The 17,130-nt window shown below is 65.1% G+C and carries 15 protein-coding genes; 5 read left to right on the top strand and 10 right to left on the bottom strand.

Translation table 11 applies throughout. The features are described from left to right. The first annotated feature begins 46 nt into the window (after positions 1-46). Both ACK4FZ_RS11410 and pabC read left to right on the top strand, forming a co-directional pair. The gene (locus ACK4FZ_RS11410; protein WP_409820954.1) at positions 47-1,345 is read left to right on the top strand and encodes an aminodeoxychorismate synthase component I; all 1,299 of its coding nucleotides are present in this window, start codon (positions 47-49) and stop codon (positions 1,343-1,345) included. Positions 1,346-1,395: 50 nt separating this feature from the next. Then, the gene (gene pabC / locus ACK4FZ_RS11405) at positions 1,396-2,199 is read left to right on the top strand and encodes an aminodeoxychorismate lyase (RefSeq protein ID WP_409820951.1); all 804 of its coding nucleotides are present in this window, start codon (positions 1,396-1,398) and stop codon (positions 2,197-2,199) included. Here the strand turns inward: pabC and ACK4FZ_RS11400 are convergent. The 8 genes from ACK4FZ_RS11400 to ACK4FZ_RS11365 are packed head-to-tail and all read right to left on the bottom strand — an operon-like array spanning position 2,162 to position 11,419. Then, positions 2,162-3,052, bottom strand: a complete 891-nt coding sequence (locus ACK4FZ_RS11400; protein ID WP_409820948.1) for an ABC transporter substrate-binding protein — start codon at positions 3,050-3,052, stop codon at positions 2,162-2,164. The genes pabC and ACK4FZ_RS11400 overlap by 38 nt on opposite strands. Beyond that, positions 3,049-5,013: a Fe(3+)-hydroxamate ABC transporter permease FhuB gene (fhuB, locus tag ACK4FZ_RS11395; RefSeq protein WP_409820947.1), complete on the bottom strand. Its 1,965-nt coding sequence runs from the start codon at positions 5,011-5,013 to the stop codon at positions 3,049-3,051. Before fhuB ends, ACK4FZ_RS11400 begins: the two co-directional genes overlap by 4 nt. Further along, complete coding sequence (locus ACK4FZ_RS11390) at positions 5,010-5,774, bottom strand: ABC transporter ATP-binding protein (RefSeq protein WP_409820945.1); 765 nt, start codon at positions 5,772-5,774, stop codon at positions 5,010-5,012. Before ACK4FZ_RS11390 ends, fhuB begins: the two co-directional genes overlap by 4 nt. A gap of 24 nt (positions 5,775-5,798) precedes the next feature. Beyond that, positions 5,799-6,536: a siderophore ferric iron reductase gene (locus ACK4FZ_RS11385; protein WP_409820942.1), complete on the bottom strand. Its 738-nt coding sequence runs from the start codon at positions 6,534-6,536 to the stop codon at positions 5,799-5,801. 2 nt (positions 6,537-6,538) lie between these two features. Next, positions 6,539-8,362, bottom strand: coding sequence for an IucA/IucC family protein (locus ACK4FZ_RS11380; RefSeq protein ID WP_409820940.1), 1,824 nt, complete (start codon positions 8,360-8,362; stop codon positions 6,539-6,541). Then, positions 8,359-8,958: a GNAT family N-acetyltransferase gene (locus ACK4FZ_RS11375; RefSeq protein ID WP_409820937.1), complete on the bottom strand. Its 600-nt coding sequence runs from the start codon at positions 8,956-8,958 to the stop codon at positions 8,359-8,361. The genes ACK4FZ_RS11380 and ACK4FZ_RS11375 overlap by 4 nt, the downstream gene beginning before the upstream one ends. Beyond that, positions 8,955-10,088, bottom strand: coding sequence for an MFS transporter (locus ACK4FZ_RS11370; RefSeq protein WP_409820934.1), 1,134 nt, complete (start codon positions 10,086-10,088; stop codon positions 8,955-8,957). Before ACK4FZ_RS11370 ends, ACK4FZ_RS11375 begins: the two co-directional genes overlap by 4 nt. A 17-nt stretch (positions 10,089-10,105) precedes the next feature. Next, a complete protein-coding gene (locus ACK4FZ_RS11365) occupies positions 10,106-11,419 on the bottom strand; it encodes a lysine N(6)-hydroxylase/L-ornithine N(5)-oxygenase family protein (RefSeq protein WP_409820931.1) in 1,314 nt (437 codons plus the stop codon). Positions 11,420-11,559: 140 nt separating this feature from the next. On the opposite strand from ACK4FZ_RS11365, the gene ACK4FZ_RS11360 reads away from it, so the two are divergent. Continuing rightward, on the top strand, positions 11,560-13,695 hold the full coding sequence (locus ACK4FZ_RS11360; RefSeq protein WP_409820928.1) for a TonB-dependent siderophore receptor: 2,136 nt from the start codon (positions 11,560-11,562) through the stop codon (positions 13,693-13,695). A 51-nt stretch (positions 13,696-13,746) separates the two neighbouring features. On the opposite strand, the gene ACK4FZ_RS11355 is transcribed toward ACK4FZ_RS11360, so the two are convergent. Beyond that, the gene (locus ACK4FZ_RS11355; protein WP_409820926.1) at positions 13,747-15,366 is read right to left on the bottom strand and encodes a methyl-accepting chemotaxis protein; all 1,620 of its coding nucleotides are present in this window, start codon (positions 15,364-15,366) and stop codon (positions 13,747-13,749) included. Positions 15,367-15,438: 72 nt separating this feature from the next. Continuing rightward, the gene (locus ACK4FZ_RS11350) at positions 15,439-15,708 is read right to left on the bottom strand and encodes a DUF4936 family protein (RefSeq protein WP_409820923.1); all 270 of its coding nucleotides are present in this window, start codon (positions 15,706-15,708) and stop codon (positions 15,439-15,441) included. Between the two features lie 69 nt (positions 15,709-15,777). Here ACK4FZ_RS11350 and ACK4FZ_RS11345 point away from each other — a divergent pair, with 69 nt between their 5' ends. Together ACK4FZ_RS11345 and ACK4FZ_RS11340 are read left to right on the top strand one after the other, a co-directional pair. Beyond that, positions 15,778-16,671, top strand: a complete 894-nt coding sequence (locus ACK4FZ_RS11345; protein ID WP_409821165.1) for a prephenate dehydrogenase — start codon at positions 15,778-15,780, stop codon at positions 16,669-16,671. Further along, positions 16,668-17,126 (top strand): YaiI/YqxD family protein, encoded by a 459-nt coding sequence (locus ACK4FZ_RS11340; RefSeq protein WP_409820921.1) that lies wholly within the window; start codon positions 16,668-16,670, stop codon positions 17,124-17,126. Before ACK4FZ_RS11345 ends, ACK4FZ_RS11340 begins: the two co-directional genes overlap by 4 nt. Positions 17,127-17,130 lie beyond the last annotated feature (4 nt).

Genomic DNA, 17,130 nt, shown 5'->3' with positions numbered 1-17,130 from the left:
CGGTCTTTTTCTTTTGCGGCTGCCGTCATGGCGGCGCCCACCACCCATGCATTACGAACTGCTCGCTTCCACACCCGACCTGCTGGCCTTGCACGCCGCCGATCGCGCCCGTTTCCCTTACCTGATGCAGTCGTCCGGCGATATCGGCTGGGACATCCTGATGGCCCTGCCCGGCCAGCGCCACGTTTACGGCGAAGGCGAGGGCGCGGCGTTCCTGCAGGCGGTGCGTGCGCTGCCGCGCGAGGCGGCGGTGGCCAACCCGCACGGCCTGCCGTTCAGCGGCGGCTGGTTTGTCTACCTGGGCTACGACCTGTTGTCCGAGTTTGAACCCAGCGTGCCGGCCGCTATCCCGGACAGCTTTCCGTTGGCCGCGCTGTGCCGCATTCCGGCAGCCATCCAGCTGGACCGCGCCAGCGGCCGTTGTTGGCTGATGGCAGAAACCGCTGCCCAGCTGGCTGAGCTGAAAGCCGCGCTGCAGGCTGTGCCGGTCTTTGCGGCCAACCCGGTGCAGCTAGAGGCGCTGGAAGAAGACCCGCCGCACTGGTACACCGACGCCGTGGTGCGGCTGAAGGACTATATCTACGAAGGCGACGTGTTCCAGGTGAACATCTCGCGCGGCTGGCGCGCCACCCTGCACCACAGCGTGCGCCCGGTAGACCTGTTTGCCGCGCTGCGCCGTGCCAACCCGGCGCCATTCTCGGCGCTGGCCGACCTGGGCGATGCCTACATCGTCAGCTCGTCACCGGAGCGCCTGGTGCGCGTGCACGACGGCTGGGTGGATACCCGCCCGATTGCCGGTACCCACCCGCGCTCGCCCGACGCCGCCGAAGACGCCGCGCTGAAGCAGCGCCTGATCAGCAGCATCAAGGAACGCGCCGAGCACGTGATGCTGATCGACCTGGAGCGCAACGACCTTGGCCGCATCTGCCAGCCCGGTACCGTGGAGGTGAACGAGCTGATGGCGGTGGCTAGCTACGCCTATGTGCACCATATCGAATCCAACGTGCGCGGCCGCATCCGTGACGGCGTGGATACCGTAGAAGTATTCCGTGCGCTGTTCCCCGGCGGCACCATCACCGGCTGCCCCAAGGTGCGCACCATGCAGATCATCCGCGAGCTGGAAAACAGCGCCCGCCGTGCCTACACCGGCAGCCTGGGCTACCTCAACCGCGACGGCACGCTGGACGTGAACATCCTGATCCGTACCTTTATGCAGCAAGGCCAGCAGCTGCGCTTCCGCGCCGGCGGCGGCATCGTGGCCGACTCCGACCCGGAACGCGAACTGCAGGAAACCCGCCACAAGGCCCGCGGCCTGCTGCGCGCGCTGGGCGTCGAGCAAGCCTGATCCAAGATGCAGGGAGACTGTATGCGCGTCACTTCACTTCATCACCAATCATGCTGATCAACGGCGTGAAGGCCGAGCTGCTGCCGGCCACCGATCGCGGCCTCGCCTACGGCGACGGCCTGTACCGCACGCTGGAGGTGGTCGCAGGCCAGCCGCGCTTGTGGCGCTGGCAGTGGCAACGCTTGGCCGCAGATTGCGCCGCGTTGCGCCTGCCGTGCCCGGACGAGGCGCTGTTGCTGGCCGAAATCGCCACCGTTTGCACCGGTTTGCCGCGTGCGGTGGCCAAGGTGGTGCTGACGCGGGGCAGCGGCCAACGTGGCTACGCCATACCCGCGCAGGTGCAGCCCACCCGCATCGTCAGTGCTGCCGCCTGGGCCGGTTACCCGCCGGAGCGGACGCAGCACGGCATTGTGGTGCGCTGGTGCGATACGCAGTTGGGCCTGCAGCCGCGCCTGGCCGGCATCAAGCACCTGAACCGGCTGGAAAACGTGCTGGCGCGCAGCGAGTGGGACGACCCTGCCATCGCCGAAGGGCTGATGCTGGACAGCGACGGCACGGTGGTGGAGGGCACCATGAGCAACCTGTTCTGGGTGCGCGACGGCCAGCTGTACACCCCGCCACTGGACCGCTGCGGCGTGTCTGGTGCCCAGCGCGCCTGCGTCATCGACACTGCGCGCCAGCTGGGCATTGCCGTGACCGAGCAGCGTCTGCTGCCGGCCGAACTGCTGGCGGCCGACGAGGCTTTTGTCTGCAACAGCCTGGCCGGCGTCTGGCCGCTGCGCCAGCTTGATGGCCGCACCTGGCAGGCGTGGCCGCTTACCAGCCGTCTGCAGCAGGCGCTGCCGGCGGGCTGAGCGGCGGGTGAGCCAGCAGCGCGGTGGCCAGCAATTGCTCCAGCCGCGCTTGCGACGCCAGCCCGCCATTGGTCCATGCCGCCGGCAGGGCGATGACGCGTTGTTGTCGTACCGAGGGCAGCGCTTGCCACAGCACGCTGCGCGCCAGTTCGGCCTGCTGCGGGAAGGGGGCGATATGCACCAGCCAGCCCCGTTGCAGGGTCAGTAGATCCGGCAGCTTGCGCAAGCGGGCACCCCACGCACTGCGTGCTTGCGGGCACGCGTTCTGTAAGCCCAGCGCGTGCAATGCCGCTTCCGGCTGCGAGTTGGCGCCATACGCCCAGAAGCTGTTCAACGAAGCAAAACGCACCACGCACAGCGCTGGTGGTGCGCTGCCGAAGCGGGCTGCCAGGCGGCTGCGCAGCAGGCGGGTTTGCTGTTGGTGCTGCTGTACAAAGGCCTGGTGCGCCGCCAGACGCCCCAAACGGCTGGCAAGCTGGCGTTGCAGACGCTCGGCCGCGGCGTGGTTATCGTGGTCTTCCCGGTAGGCGTCCAGCAGTAGCGTGGGCGCGATACCCTGCAGGCTGGCTTGCATGCCGGCCAGTGCCGGGTTGATGACGATCAGGCTCGGCTTCAGCGCGTACAGCCGCTCCAGGCCCGGTTCCAGCCGGCTGCCGGCGTCCAGTACCTGCGCGGGCAACGGTGTGGCGCTGACCCATTGTCGATAGTCGTCGCGGTCGGCAATGGCCAGTGGCGTCACGCCCAGCGTCAGCAGGTATTCCGCGGCCTCCCAACTGAGTGCGACCACACGCGGGGTGGCCGCGCTGGCGCTTAGCCAGCACAAGCTCAAGCACGCTGCCAGCAGGATTTTCATGGCTGTCTCCGGGTCTGGTACAACAGGCTGGCCAGTAACATGCCACCGCATAGCAGCGAGGCCAGGGCACCGGTTGGAATGTGAGCCGGGTAAACCAGCGTACGGCTGGCCAGGTCGGCCAGACTGAGCAGGCTGGCGCCCAGCAGTGCGGCCAACGCCAGCTGTTGGCCGCTATGACGCGCGCCCAGCTGTTGCGCCAACTGGGGCAGTAGCAGGCCGATGAAGGCCATCGGCCCGAACTGGCTGCAGACCGCCAGTGTCAGCAGGCCTGCCAGTGTCAGCAGCCCCACCCGGGCCCGTCGGCAGTCCAGCCCGGCCAATTGCGCCGCCGGTTCGCCTAACAGGTACAGCGTCAGTACCCGGCGTGCCGGCAGGCACAGCAGCCCAAGCAGGCCGACGCTGGCCGCCAGGCCCAATGCGCTATCGGCGTCCAGCTGGTAGCTGGAGCCGGCCAGCCAGTTCAGCAGGCGGAAGCTGTCGCTACTGCCTTGTGCCAGCACAAACTGTACGGCCGCTTCCAGCAGCGTCGACAGCGCTATCCCCAGTACCAGCAGCCGGGCCGGCGGGTGGCGTGGTGCCAGCCACAGCAGCGCCAGCAGCACCAGCGCGGCGCCGGGGCTGGCGAATAGCCAGCCGGGCAGGTTGGCCGCCACGCCGCTGCCAGCCAGCAGCAAGCCGGCCAGTACCCCCAGGCTGGCACCGGATGAAATGCCCAGCAGATCAGGCCCGGCCAGCGGATTGTTCAGCACCCGCTGCAGGATGGTTCCGGCCAGCGCCAACCCGACCCCGGCCGCAGCAGCGGCCAGCGCTCTTGGCCAGCGTAGCGACCAGATCATGCTGTCGGGCCAGGCCAGTTGCCATTGGCCGGCCACGTCGCGGCCGGCCAGCAGGCAGCCGCCGCCAAGCAGCAGGCAGGCAAGCAGCCATACCCAGGCCGGCAGGGCGTGTCGCGGGTGTGGCGGCAGGTGGCCGAACTGGCTGTCTGGCAGTGGCAGGCGCAGGCAGAGCCAGATCAGCAGCGGGCCGCCCAGCAAGCCGGCGGCGGCGCCGGTGGGCAGCAGGTCGGGCAAGGACTGGCTGAGCCATTGTGCCAGCAGGTCGGCGGCCAGCAAGCTGGCGCTGCCCAGCATCGCGCTGGCGGTAAAGTGTGCTGATGGCCGGTTGGCGCCCAGCAAGCGTGCCAGCGTCGGCGCCAGCAGGCTGATGAAGCCGATCAGGCCAACCGCGCTGATCGCCAGGCTGTTAAGCCACAGCGCCAGCAGGCTGGCTGCCAGTGCCAAGCGTCCCACATTGAGGCCGGCCGCAGCCGCAGCGGCATTGCCCAGCTGCAGTAGCTGCAAGGGCCGGCACAGCAGTGGCAGCAACAGCAGGGCCGGCAGCAGCCGGGGCAGTACCCAGCCTACCCAGTGCCAGTCGTTTTGTGCCATATCACCGGCGCCCCACACCAGCAGGCTGCGGCTGTACTGGTCGTTCAGCATGATGGCCACGCTCGCCAGGCTCCCCAGCAGCAGGTTCAGCGCCGTGCCGGCCAGCAGCGCGCCCAGGCCGTGCAGCTCCCGCCAGCCGGTCAGGCAGACCAACAGCAGCAAGGTCAGCAGCCCGCCAGCCATGGCCAGCCACGCTACGCCGGGCTGCCAGGCAGCGGGTAACCACAGCCCGCCCACCACTACCGCGCACCACGAGCCGGCGGCAGTGCCCAGCGTCATCGGCGAGGCCAGCGGATTGCGGGTGAGCAGCTGCATCAGGCTGCCGGATAGCGCCATGGCCATACCCAGCAACAGCGCCAACACGGTACGCGGCAACTGCGCATGCAGGTACTGGAAGTCGGCCGCGGTGAGCGGGGCGCTGCCGTGCAGCAGCGCAAGCTGGCCCGCCAGCGGCAATGTGGTGCCCAATTGCAGGTGCAGCCAGGCCAGCAGCGGGAGGGCGGCGGCTATCAGCCAGCGTGTGCGGGCCGTCATGCCACCACCGCCACGGCGTGTTTGCCCGGACGTGGCAGGATGTCCAGCTCGATGCTGTACAGCTGGTGCAGCTGCGGGTGTTGCAGCAACTGCTCCGGGCTGCCGTCGAACCAGATCCGGCCTTGGCGCAGCGCAATGATGCGGTCGGCAAAGCGTAGCGCCAGGTTCAGTTCGTGCAGGATGGCGAGTACGGTGCAGTGATACTGCTGGCTTTGCCGGCGCAGCAGTGCCAGTAGCTGGTACTGGTGCGCCAGGTCCAGCGCAGCGCTCGGCTCGTCTAGCAGCAGGCAGGGGGTACCCTGGGCCAGCAGCATGGCCAGCCAGGCACGCTGGCGCTCGCCACCCGATAACGCCGCCACGGCGTGTTCGGCCAGCGGGGCGATGTCGGCGTCGCGCATCGCGCGTTCCACCTGAGCCAGGTCGTCCGGTGCCCAGCGGCGTAGCCAGCCGCGCCAGGTAAAGCGCCCCAGTTCTACCAGCTCCCTTACCCGCAATTGTGGTGGCTGCGGAATCTGCTGCGGCATATAGGCCAGCCGCTGTGCCAGCTGTCGCGCCGGGTAGCCGCTCACCGGTTTGCCTTGCAATAGGACCTGGCCGTGATCCGGCGCCAGTTGGCCGTTAAGCAGTTTGAGCAGGGTGGATTTGCCCGAGCCGTTATGGCCGAGGATGACGGTCAGCCCGCCTGCCGGCAGGTTCAGTTGCGGGATGTCGAGAATGCAGCGCTGCTGGCGCAGTACGCGGACGTCGGTTAGCTGGTACATGGTAAGCAAGGAGGAAGGGCAAGCTCAGGGGTTGGCCGCAAGCTGCCATTGTTGACGGATACGTTGCAGGCGTTCGGGCATCGGCCAGCGCGGGCAGTCGCAACAGGCCTCGGCACCGGACAGCCGGAAGTGCTGGCAGCAGCCCTTGCGCGCCAGCGCGGTGCGGCACTGGCCTGGTGCCACGGCCACCTGCATCAGGTTGCCGTGGCGGGTCAGTTGCAGCGCCTGCAGCCAGCTGGCGGCCAACTGTTGCTGCCGCAGTGGGCACCAGCCTGCGTCCTGTGCGGCCATTTGCAGTGCGCTCAGGACGCAGTCCACCGTCATGCAGCTGGCGAGGTAGCCGGAATAGGCTTGCCCGGCTTGCAGTAGCGGCAGGTGCTGCTGCTGGTAGGCCAATAGCTGGGCCGCCGCCAGCGCGATCAGCTGCGGCTCGTCGCCGGTGGCCGGCTGGTGCATGGGCAGGCTGAAGCCGGCGGTAGTACCGTTGTGCACGTCTTGCTGCAGCCCGTGCAGTTGTAAGGCGGCATGGCCCGTGTGGACGGCCAGCACGCTCAGGTACGCCGGTTGCCAGATCAGCATGCTCCAGCTGCGTGCGGCCCAGTAATGCGGCCCGGCCTCCGCTTGCTGCTGGTGCCAGTACTGCAGCAGCGCCGCGCTCAACCCCGGTTGAGCAGCCGGCAGGGCCGCAATACGGCCGTGCAGCGCCGGCAGCAGGCGGGCGACGTCCTGCAGCACGGCGGCAAGCGGGCGCGGCGCTGGCACGCTTAGTCGCCTACCGGCTGGATGCTGGCCGGGTCGCGCCAGATGTGCAGCGGGTTAGCCAGCCTGCCGGCCATTTGCAGCCCGCTGGCCGGGTCTTCCAGATTCAGCATGTGCTGGTTGTTCGCCATTTGCAGCCGGTTCAGGCACGAGTGCGCGAAGTCGGCGGCAAATAGGTCATAGCGGGCAAACTGTTCGGCCAGCTGCGGCTGGGCTTGCTGGTAGCGGTGGGTGCAGCGGGCGACGGCATGCCAGAAGCGTTCGGCAGGGTAGCGGCATTGCGCCTGCAGAATGGCGGCCATGTGGCGCAGGTAGCCGTCAAACACGTCGATAAACAGGCACAGTGTTTTCATCTCGTCGGGGATATGGGTAGACACGCGCTGCATGATCTCCGGCAGCACGACCTCGGGGTTCAGAATGCCCACCTCCTCGGCAATATCTTTCATCAACACCCGTACCGGCTTGTGCTGATGCATGACCATGATCAGGTTTTCGCCGTGTGGCATGAAGATCATGTCGTGGCGGTAGAAGCAGTGCAGCAAGGGGGCAAAGTAGGCGTCCAGATAGCCGTCCAGCCAGCGGTCTGCCGACAGGCCCGAGGCCTGGATCAGCGCTGCCAGTAGCGCCTGGCCGTCATTGTCCAGGTGTAGCAGGGCGGTCATGGACATCAGCTGCTCGCCGTCTTGCAGATGTGGCAGCGGGCATTCGCGCCACAGGCAAGAGAACATCTTCTTGTAGGCGTTGTTCTCGCTAATGGCCGCCTCGTAATAGGGGTTGCGATAGCCGATGGCGGCCACCTCGCGCAGGATGTGGAAGCCTTGTTGCTGCAGGTAGGCATCGCTTTCTACCAGCGCGTATACCCAGTCGTTGATGGCCGGGGTGGCCTGCATGTAGTACGGCGACAGCCCGCGCATGAAGCCCATGTTCAGGATGGACAGCGCGGTCTTGACGTAGCGTTTGTGCGGCGCGCTGATGTTGAAGAAGGTACGGATCGACTGCTGCGCCAGGTAGTAGTCGTCACTGCAGCCAAGGTAAACGATCTGCTGGTTGGCGATCTCGGCGGCAAATGCCATTGACAGCTTGTTCTGCCACTGCCACGGGTGGGCCGGCATCAGCAGGTAGTCCTCGCGCAGCAGGCCCAGCTCGGCCAGCCGGGCATGGAAGCGATGCAGCAGGACATCGCCCAGTTCTTCCTGTAGCAGCTGTTCGTAGTCCAGGCTGGCAGAAATCGACAGGCCGGCGCGCTGCCGGTGTACCGCCAGCCAGACGATGCGGAATGGCTGGGCGGCTTCGGGGGCGTAGGCACTGTAGTCGGCGGCAGAGAACCCCAGTCGCCCGTTGTTGGCCACAAAGCACGGGTGGCCTTCGGTCATTGCGGTTTCGATCGTCTGGAAATCCGCGTCCAGCAGTGCTGCGGCAGTGGGGGCGGCGCGATGGTGCTTGAAGGCGGCGCCATACAGTGTGGCGCTGATCTCGTCCAGGTATACCGGCAGTACCTTGTCGCTCAGGCGCAGGGTCTGGCGCAGTTCGATCATGAACTGCAGCGCATCCAGGGCCTGCACGATGCCGTCCCGTTCTTTTCGTATCGACTCGGCAGGAATCGACCAGTGGTTGAGCGGCAGCTGTTCGGCGGCAAAGTGATAGGCGACGTGACCGTCGTCACTGTGCACCACATACTGGCCTGGCGCGGTGCTGTGCGGTTGCAGCAGGCTTTCGTGGGCAAACTCGCTCAGGGCCTTGCGTACGAGCAGGCGGTTAACCTTCAGCCACGTTACCGGGTTGAGGTGCGGGTAGTCGACGGGCAGGGCTTGGGGGTGGCGGGCGGTCATGCGTGGCTCTCCATGCTAAGGGCGTGGGTCTGGTAGTCGTGGCGTTCGCACACTGCGAACCAGGCGGTTTTACAAGGCAAGATGACGGTGTGCAGGTAACGGAAGCCGGCGGCGCGGTTAAGCGGGTGGATCTTGTCGTTGTTGACGTCCGGTTCCACCACCACGCGGCTGACCTGTGGCTGACTGAACAGAAACTGCAGAATGGCGTGCAGCACGGCGCGGGTAAAACCGTGTACCGGTGCACCGGCGGCCGGCGCGACCAGAAAGTGCATGCCGCGATCGCCCGGCTGTACCGCATAAAACCTGCCCAGTTCGTCGTGGGCCGGGTCGTAGCTTTCCAGCAGGCACGCCGGTTGCCCGTTGCAATACAGCAGATAGGGCTGGCAGTGTGGTGACGCGATCTGGCTCAGGTAAACGGCGTCGATCTGCTCCGGTGTCTGGTCCTGCATGCCCCAGAAGCGGGCGCGCGGAGCGCTGACCCATTGCCGGATCAAGGGCATGTGCGCGGCGTGCAGCGGATAAAAATCGAAGCAGCCGATGCCGGGAACGCTGAGCTGGTGGCAGGGCGTGGCGTGCTGCTGGTGTGGTGTGCTCAAGATGGTGACTCCGCAGTGGCAAGAGGGGCAGGGGCCCGCAAGACGGGTAGCAGTGACAGGGTGAGCACAAGGCCGGCTGCAGCCAGCAAAAACGGCGCGCCTGGGCCTGCGGCGCTGACCAGCCAGCCAGCGCTGTAGTACGACAGCAAGACGCCAATGTTCTGGTACAGGTTGATGCGGCTGTAGTCCTGCGCATACGCGGCGGGCGAGCTGCGCTCGAAAATCATGCTGTCCAGGCGGACGGTAAGCTGGAACGACGCCCAGCCGAACAGCAGGCGGCCAAACACTACCCAGCCGGGTTGGCCGCAAGCTTGCAGCAGCAGGCCGGCGATGCCGAGCAGCAGGCAGAACACCATGCCGCGTGCCCACGCCAGCTGTGCATAACGCCGGTTCAGCCACAGCGCCAGCAGCCCTGTGCCCGCTGGGATGGCATAAACCCACGATGCCAGTTGCACGCCATGCAGCGGGGCAATCTGCTGCCAGTACGCCACGAAGAACGGCACGATCTGGTACTCGCTGAAGTAAAACACCAGCATCAATAGCCCCAGCGCGTGAATACCGGGCGAGGTGCCAGCGCTGTCTGCGGTAGCAGAGGCTGTTGCTGCGCGCTCCATGCCGGCCATGATCAGGCCTGCGCAGACCGCGATCTGTACCAGATCGCCCAGCGCCATCAACAGGAAGGCGTGCTCCAGCGGCCAGAAGCTCAGTACCAGGCCACCGGCTACCGCACCGGCGATATGGCCGAAGTGCACCACAATCGACAGCAAGCCAATGGTGTGGCTGTGCTCGGACTCGGCAATACCCTCCATCATGTAGGGGTAGATCAGCAGATAGCTGGCCTTGAAGGCAATCATGGTCAGTGACAGCGTCCAGAACAGCCACAACTGGCTGACAAAGCTGCAGGCAATACACAGCAAGCCGGCTGCCAGTTGGGTCCACAACAGCAGGCGCAGCGTGCCCCCCGGCTTGAGCAGGCGGGTCCAAAGCGGTAGTGCCAACATCGCTACCAGGCAGATGGCCGCGGTGTACAGCCCGGTGTGCTGCGGGTCGGTGACGCCGAAGCGCGCGGCAAAATACTGCGGATAAAACGGTAACAGCATGGTGTCGGCCACCACTGCGACGGCCGACATGGCGATAAGCCAGAACCTCAAGCCCATGCCGGCTCCTGCTGCTGCGCGCTGGGCAGGCCGAAAGTCTGGAAGCTCACGCGCTCTTCGATAGGGTAAGGGGCGCTGCCGAGTAGTTCGCGCAGGAGTACCGAGTTGCGGTAGCACGCCATGGTCAGGTCCGGCGCGGCCAGGCCGTGGCTGTGCAGCTCGGCGTTCTGGACAAACAGCTCGCAGCCGTCATGGTCGATGCTGTAATTGCGGCGGACGGCAAACCGGCCCTGTGCATCCCGCGCAATACGCCCCTGTACCCCTTGCAGGAACGCAGGCTCCTGGTAGGCGTAGCCACTGGCTACCACCACCGCATCGTAGCTGGCTACGCCGCTGCTGCCGGTTTCAAGGTGCTGCAGGCTCAGCGTGAACTGCTGTGATTGCGGGTGGTAGGCGATGTCTTGCAGCTCGGTATTGGTCAGCAGGGTGCTGGGTGGCGTGCCGTCCAGCCCCAGCCGGTACAGTTCGTCAAAGATGGTATTGATGGTGCTGCGGTTGATGCCCTTGTACAGGCCTTTTTGCGACGCCAGCAGCGGGTCGCGTACCGCAGCCGGCAGCGCGTGGAAGTAGTCGGTGTAGTCCGGCGACGTCATTTCCAGCGTCAGCTTGGTGTATTCCAGCGGAAAGAAGCGTGGCGAGCGTGTCAGCCAGTCCACCCGGTAACCAAGGCGACCGGCGTCGCGCAGCAAGTCCAGGTAGATCTCGGCCGCGCTTTGCCCGCTGCCGATGACCGCCAAGCGCTGCTTGCTTTGCAGTGCCGCTTTTTGTGGCAGGTACTGGCCGCTATGCAGTACTGGCAGGCCATCGCAGCAGGCAGGCAACCGTGGCTTGGTTCCAGTGCCCAGCACAACCTTGCGTGCCAGCAACTGTTGCACTTCGCCGCTGCGGGTGGAGATGCAATCCAGGACGTAGCATTGCCGCTTGGCGTCGTAGTGCAGTTGCTGCACGCTCTGGTTGAAACGCAGATTGTGCAGTTGGCTGGCAACCCACTGGCAGTAACGGTTGTATTCCTCGCGCAGCAGGAAAAAGTCTTCCTTGATGTAAAAAGCGTAGATCCTGCCGCTTTGTTTGGAGTAATTCAGAAAGCTATACGGGTTGGTCGGGTCGGCCAGCGTGACGAGGTCGGCAATGAACGAGGTTTGCATCGTGGCGTGTTCGAGCAGCATGCCCGGGTGCCAGTTGAAGCGGGATTGCATGTCCAGGAACAGGCAATCGACACCGGGCAGCGGCTGGCTAAGTGCGGCCAGGCCCAGGTTGAACGGGCCGATGCCGATACCGATGAAGTCGTAAATCTTCTGTTGCATGCCGGTTTCTCCTTTGCCGGATGGTTTCCTGCTGTACATGCTTTTATGCTATTGCAAATAAAAATGATTATCAATAGACATTACGCAAGCCTTGCGATAAATTCGACACGTTTTTGTACATGGCAAAGGCATGGAGACGTATGGGAAACACACAATGGCGCATGCAGGCACTGGTGCGGGAGTTAGGCAAGGCAGGGTTGCTGCTGGCGGCGTTGCCGGCACTGGCGAGTGATGGTGTCTTGCTGGAGACGGTAAAAGTAGAAGCGGCCCCTCTGGCGCAGCCGGCGCGGGCGGATGGCAACTGGGGGAGTGGCGTCAGCCGTGCCGCCACCAAAACCACCACGGCGTTGGGTGAACTGGCCCAATCGGTCACGGTGGTGGGCAAAGAGCAGATCGCGGCCCAGCACCCGGCCACCATCGGCCAGGCGCTCAACTATGCACCCGGTGCATTCTCGGGCCTGATCGGCGGTGCCACGCGCTATGACTACGTGGCACTGCGTGGTTTTACCGATACCAGTGCCGCCAATACCTTGCTGGATGGCATGCGCCTGCTATCCGAGCCGGCCACCAACAGCTCTTTGCAGGTTGACCCGTACTTTGTCGAGCGCATCGACCTGGTACGCGGCCCGATGTCGGTGCTGTACGGCAACTCGGCGCCGGGCGGCATGGTGGCCATGATCAGCAAACAGCCACAGCAGAAGCCCTACCATGAAGTGCAGGTGGAGGTGGGTAATAACGCCCAGCGCGGGCTGGCATTCGATTTTGCCGGCGGCCTGAGCAATACCCTCAGTTACCGGCTGACCGGTACCCACCATCAGGCAGACAGCATGCAAAGCCCGGCGCAGGAAGAGCGCCAAGCCCTGATGCCGCAGCTGATGTGGCGGCCGGGGGCAGATACTGCCTTGCTGCTGCAGGCCTATCTGCAAAAAGACCCCAAAGGCGGCTATCACAGTGGTGTGCCGTACGAAGGTGCCGTCAGTAGCCACCTTGGCCGCAAGATTGATCGTACGTTCTTCGATGGCGAGCCGGCGCGCGACCGCTTCGATCGCGATGTCAGCATGGTGGGTTACCAGTTCGAGCACCAGTTGGGTGCCGACTGGACCTTCCGCCAGAACCTGCGTCTGACGCAGTCTGACCTGAGCACCGCCCAGGTGTACCAGGCCGGCTGGACCGGTTCCGGCGATACCACGCTGTCACGCCGTTACTATGGCGCAGACGAGAAGCTGAAGGGGCTGGCGGTGGATACCCGCGTGCAGGGCCTGCTCGATGGCGGCCTGGTCAGCCACGATGTGGTAGCCGGTGTGGATTACCAGCGGCGCAAAACCACCGGTACGCAGTGGAACGGGGATGTGCAGGCGCTGGATGCACTGCAGCCGGTATACGGCAATACCAATATCAGCGACCTCAGTTCCGACACTTTCAAGCGTCAGTACCGGCAGACCGGCTTGTACCTGCAAGACCAGGTCAGCGTCGATAACTGGCGCCTCACCGGCGGTATTCGTTACGACCGGGCCACCACGTCGGCCGAGCTGTCCGGCAGCAGCCCCAAGCGCCAGGATAGCGAATGGAGCCGGCGCCTGGGCGCCTTGTACCGTTTTGAAAACGGCGTAGCCCCCTACCTCAGCTACAGCGAATCGTTCGACCCCAGCAGCAACACCGATGCCAGCAAGCAATTGCTGAAACCAACCCGTGCCACCCAATACGAAGGCGGCCTTAAATACCAGCAGCCGGGGGTGCTGCTGAGTGCGGCACTGTACGACCTGAAGCAGAAAAATGTCGCACGCTGGGATATCAGCGCCAGCGCCAACGTACCGGTCGGCACCGTAGCGTCCCGCGGTGTGGAGCTGGAGGCGCAACTGGCGCTGAACCGGCAGTGGTATCTGCAAGCCGCTTACAGCGCTAACCGCATGCAAGTGAAACAGGCACTGGATGCCACTGCCGAAGGCAAGCGTCCGGTGAATGCCCCGCGGCAGCTGGCATCTGGCTGGGTAAACTTTACCCCGCAAGAGGGCACCCGTTTGGGTGCCGGGGTGCGCTACATCGGCAAATCTTACGCAGACGAAGCCAACAGCAAGGTGGTGGCTGCCACCACGCTGGTTGACCTGTCAGCCGCTACCGCGCTGGATAGCTGGTTGCCTGGGCTGAAAGGGGCGTCGGCACAGGTGAGCGTCAACAACCTGTTCGACAAAGACTACGTGGCGGGTTGCTGGTCGGAAAACTATTGCTACTTCGGCAACCGCCGCAGTGTTACGACCTCGTTCAAATACATCTGGTAACGTCTGAACGGGCCGCAGCCGCTAGCCTGGCCCGGGCACGCGTGCCCGGTGCTAGGCCAGCTGAAAGCGCGCCACCATCTGCTGCATGCTGTCGGCCAGTGCGTTCAGCTGGCTGGAGGTGGTGGCCAGCTCTTCCACGGTGGCGCTGTTTTCCTCGGCCATTTGCGCCACTTGTTCCATGCTGCGTGCCAGCAGCTGGCTGGCGTCGCGCTGCTCGCCCAGCGCCTCGCTGATGGCGGCCACCGAGCTGCCGGCTTCGCGGCTGTACTGCCGTGCTGCTTCGATGGTGTGGCCGGTATCGTGGGTGGCCTCGTCGGCCTGCGCCATTTGTTGTTCGCTGCTGCCCATCTGGCGTTCCACATCATCCACGCCCTGACGGATGCGGCCGATCATGCCGGTGATGTCGCCGGTGGCGGTGGCGGTGCGCTCGGCCAGCTTGCGTACTTCGTCGGCCACCACGGCAAAGCCGCGGCCGGCTTCGCCGGCGCGGGCGGCTTCGATGCTGGCGTTCAAGGCCAGCAGGTTGGTCTGGTCGGCCACCTCGCGGATGACGGTGACGATGCGGTCGATTTCCTGCACCTCGCGTGTCAGTTCGCCCAGTGCGCTGGCGGTCTGCTGCACGCTGCGGCCAACCTGGCGCACCAGCTGTTGCGATGCCTGCACGGCGGCAGCGCCTTGTTCTGCCTGTTCACCCGCCTGCCGCGACTGGCGGGCGGCGTCGCCGGCGTTATCCGAAACATGATTGATGCTGACGGTAAGCTCCTCCAGCGTGGCGCTGGCTTCGCTGGTGGCTTCGGCCTGGCGTTGCACGCTCACGGCCACTTGCTCCGACATGCCGGACAGCTCGTGCGAGGCGTCGCTGACGGCAAGCGACGACTGCCGGATGCTGCCCAAGGTGTCGGCCAGTTGTTGCCGCATGCGCTCGGTGGCGTGGGCCAGTTGCAGGGTTTCGTCGCGGTTGGTCGCCGGAAGTGGCCCAGGGCGAGGTCGTAGGTCACCCCCGGCAATACGCTGGGTTTCCCGCACGATGCTGCCCAAGTGCCCGGACAGCTTGCCAGAGAACAGCCAAGCGATGGCGATGCCAAGCAATAGTGCCAGCACGCCCAGTGTTAGCAGTGTGCGTTCTGCAGCATGGTAGCTACTGATGGCTTCTTGTTCCGCCCGTGTCATCTCGTTGCGCTGCAGGGCGATGAACTGCTGCAGCGCTACGACCAGCGCTTCGGTTTGCGGGTCCAGCCGGTTTTGCAGCCATTGGCCGGCAGCAGCATCCTGGCTGGCCAGCAGGCGGTCGAACTGTTGCTGGCTGTCATGTGTGGCTTGCAGCAGGGTTTGCAGCTGCTGTAATTGCTGTTTGCCGGCTTCCTGATGTTCCAGTTGCTGCAGCTTGTTCAAGCTGGCCAGGCTTTGCTGGCGGCGTTGCTGCATCTGTTGCTGCAGCGCTGTGCTTTCTTGCAGATGGCGGCGATGGGCTAGCAATGCGTTGTCCATGCTCAGTTGCATCAGCTCGGCCGACAGCACCATTTCCGGGCTGAGCTCTTCTACGATCTCTTCCAGATCGTGTTCGATCACATTGAGCTTTTGCATGACCAACGCGGCCATCACGGCCATCAGCAACAGAATGACGCCGAATGCGGCAAGCAGTTTTTGTCGAATGGTAAAGTGTTGGTACATGGTCTACCTCCCTTTATCAGGCTAGGTGGCCAAGCTATTGTTTGCAATGTGGTTATTGAACAGCCACTTTTTTTAAATTTCCGTGAAACATTCGGCGTGCCGCGCCACACTGTGCCAGCAGGCCTCGGCAGCCACGGCGCGGGCCAGTGCCGCTGTCAGGGCTGCCGGGTCGGCCACCGGCTCGTAGATCTCCATCCAAGTGTGTGCGTCGTCACGACGTTGCAATAATCTGCCCTTTATCTGCATTTCTGATTCGATTTGCGCCATGATTTTGCGAGCAGATTGTTCAAAAGACAGAAAATTGCCGTCAATGCGGTAATAGATGTACAGCGAAGCAGACATGATGCACCTCTTGGTCAAGCGGGAATGCGGTTATGATAACGGCTCTGACACACAGCAATGGGCAACAGCATGCAGGCGGGTGAGGGCAGATTGACCCTGGTAGTAATAGGCGTGGGCCTGATTGGCGGCTCGTTTGCGCTGGCCTTGCGCCGCGCCGGCCGGGTGGCGAAAGTGATCGGGGTAGGGCGCTCTGCGGCCAACCTGCAGCGTGCCATCGAGCTGGGGGTGATCGACGAAGCCAGCCACAGCGCCGCAGAAGCGGTGCGCGCCGCCGACGTGGTGCTGGTAGCCACGCCGGTGGGGCAGATGGGGCGCGTGTTTGCCGACATCGCGCCGCACCTGCCGCCGCACTGTGTGGTAACCGACGGCGGCAGCACCAAGAGCGACGTGGTAGCGCTGATGCGCGCCCACCTGCCGGCGCACCTTGCCGGCTGCGTGCCGGCGCACCCCATTGCCGGCTCCGACCTGTCCGGCGCCGCCGCCGCGCAGTACGGCCTGTACGATAACCGCCGTATCGTGGTGACGCCGCTGCCGGAAACCCGCCCCGCCGCCGCCGCCCTGGTGCGCGAGCTGTGGCAGGCCTGCGGCGCCCGCGTCTACGAGATGAGCGCCGCCGAGCACGACGCGGTGTTTGCCACCGTCAGCCACCTGCCGCACCTGCTGGCCTTTGCCTACGTGGATACCATCGTGGCCAAGGCCGACGCCGCGCGCTGCTTCGATTTTGCCGCCACCGGTTTTCGCGACTTTACCCGCATTGCCGGCAGCCACCCCGAGATGTGGCGCGACATCGCGCTGGCCAACCGCGACGCGCTGCTGGTGGAACTGGACGCGTTCCAGGCTACGTTGGCCGCACTGCGGCAAGAACTGGTGGACGGCGACGCGGAAGCGATGACCACCCGCTTCGAGCGCGCCCGCGAAGCCCGCCAGCAATGGCAACAACACTTCAACCGGGGCAACGCATGACCATCTGGGTAGATGCCGACGCGTGCCCGGCTGTGATCAAGGACATCCTGTTCCGCGCCGCCGACCGCACCGCCACGCCGACGGTGCTGGTGGCCAACCAGCTGCTGCGCGTGCCGCCGTCGCCGCATATCCGCGCCGTGCAGGTGCCGGCCGGTTTCGACGTGGCCGACAACCACATCGCACAGCAGGCGCAGCCGGGCGATATCGTGGTCACCGCTGACATCCCGCTGGCGGCGCAGGTGGTGGCCAAAGGCGCGTTGGCGCTGAACCCGCGCGGCGAGCTGTACAGCGACGCCACCATCCGCGAGGCGCTGGCACTGCGCAATTTCATGACCGAGCTGCGCGACAGCGGCGTGCAGACCGGCGGCCCGGCCGCCTTCAGCCAGCGCGACCGCCAGGCGTTTGGCGCCCAGCTGGACAAGTTGCTGCAAAGGTTGGCCGCAGGCCGCCGCTAGCTTG

The sequence above is a fragment of the Vogesella sp. genome, from assembly GCF_046297735.1.
GTDB lineage: Bacteria > Pseudomonadota > Gammaproteobacteria > Burkholderiales > Chromobacteriaceae > Vogesella > Vogesella urethralis.
Note: the sequence above shows the minus strand (reverse complement) of the source record. Positions and strands in the feature narration are given on the sequence as shown.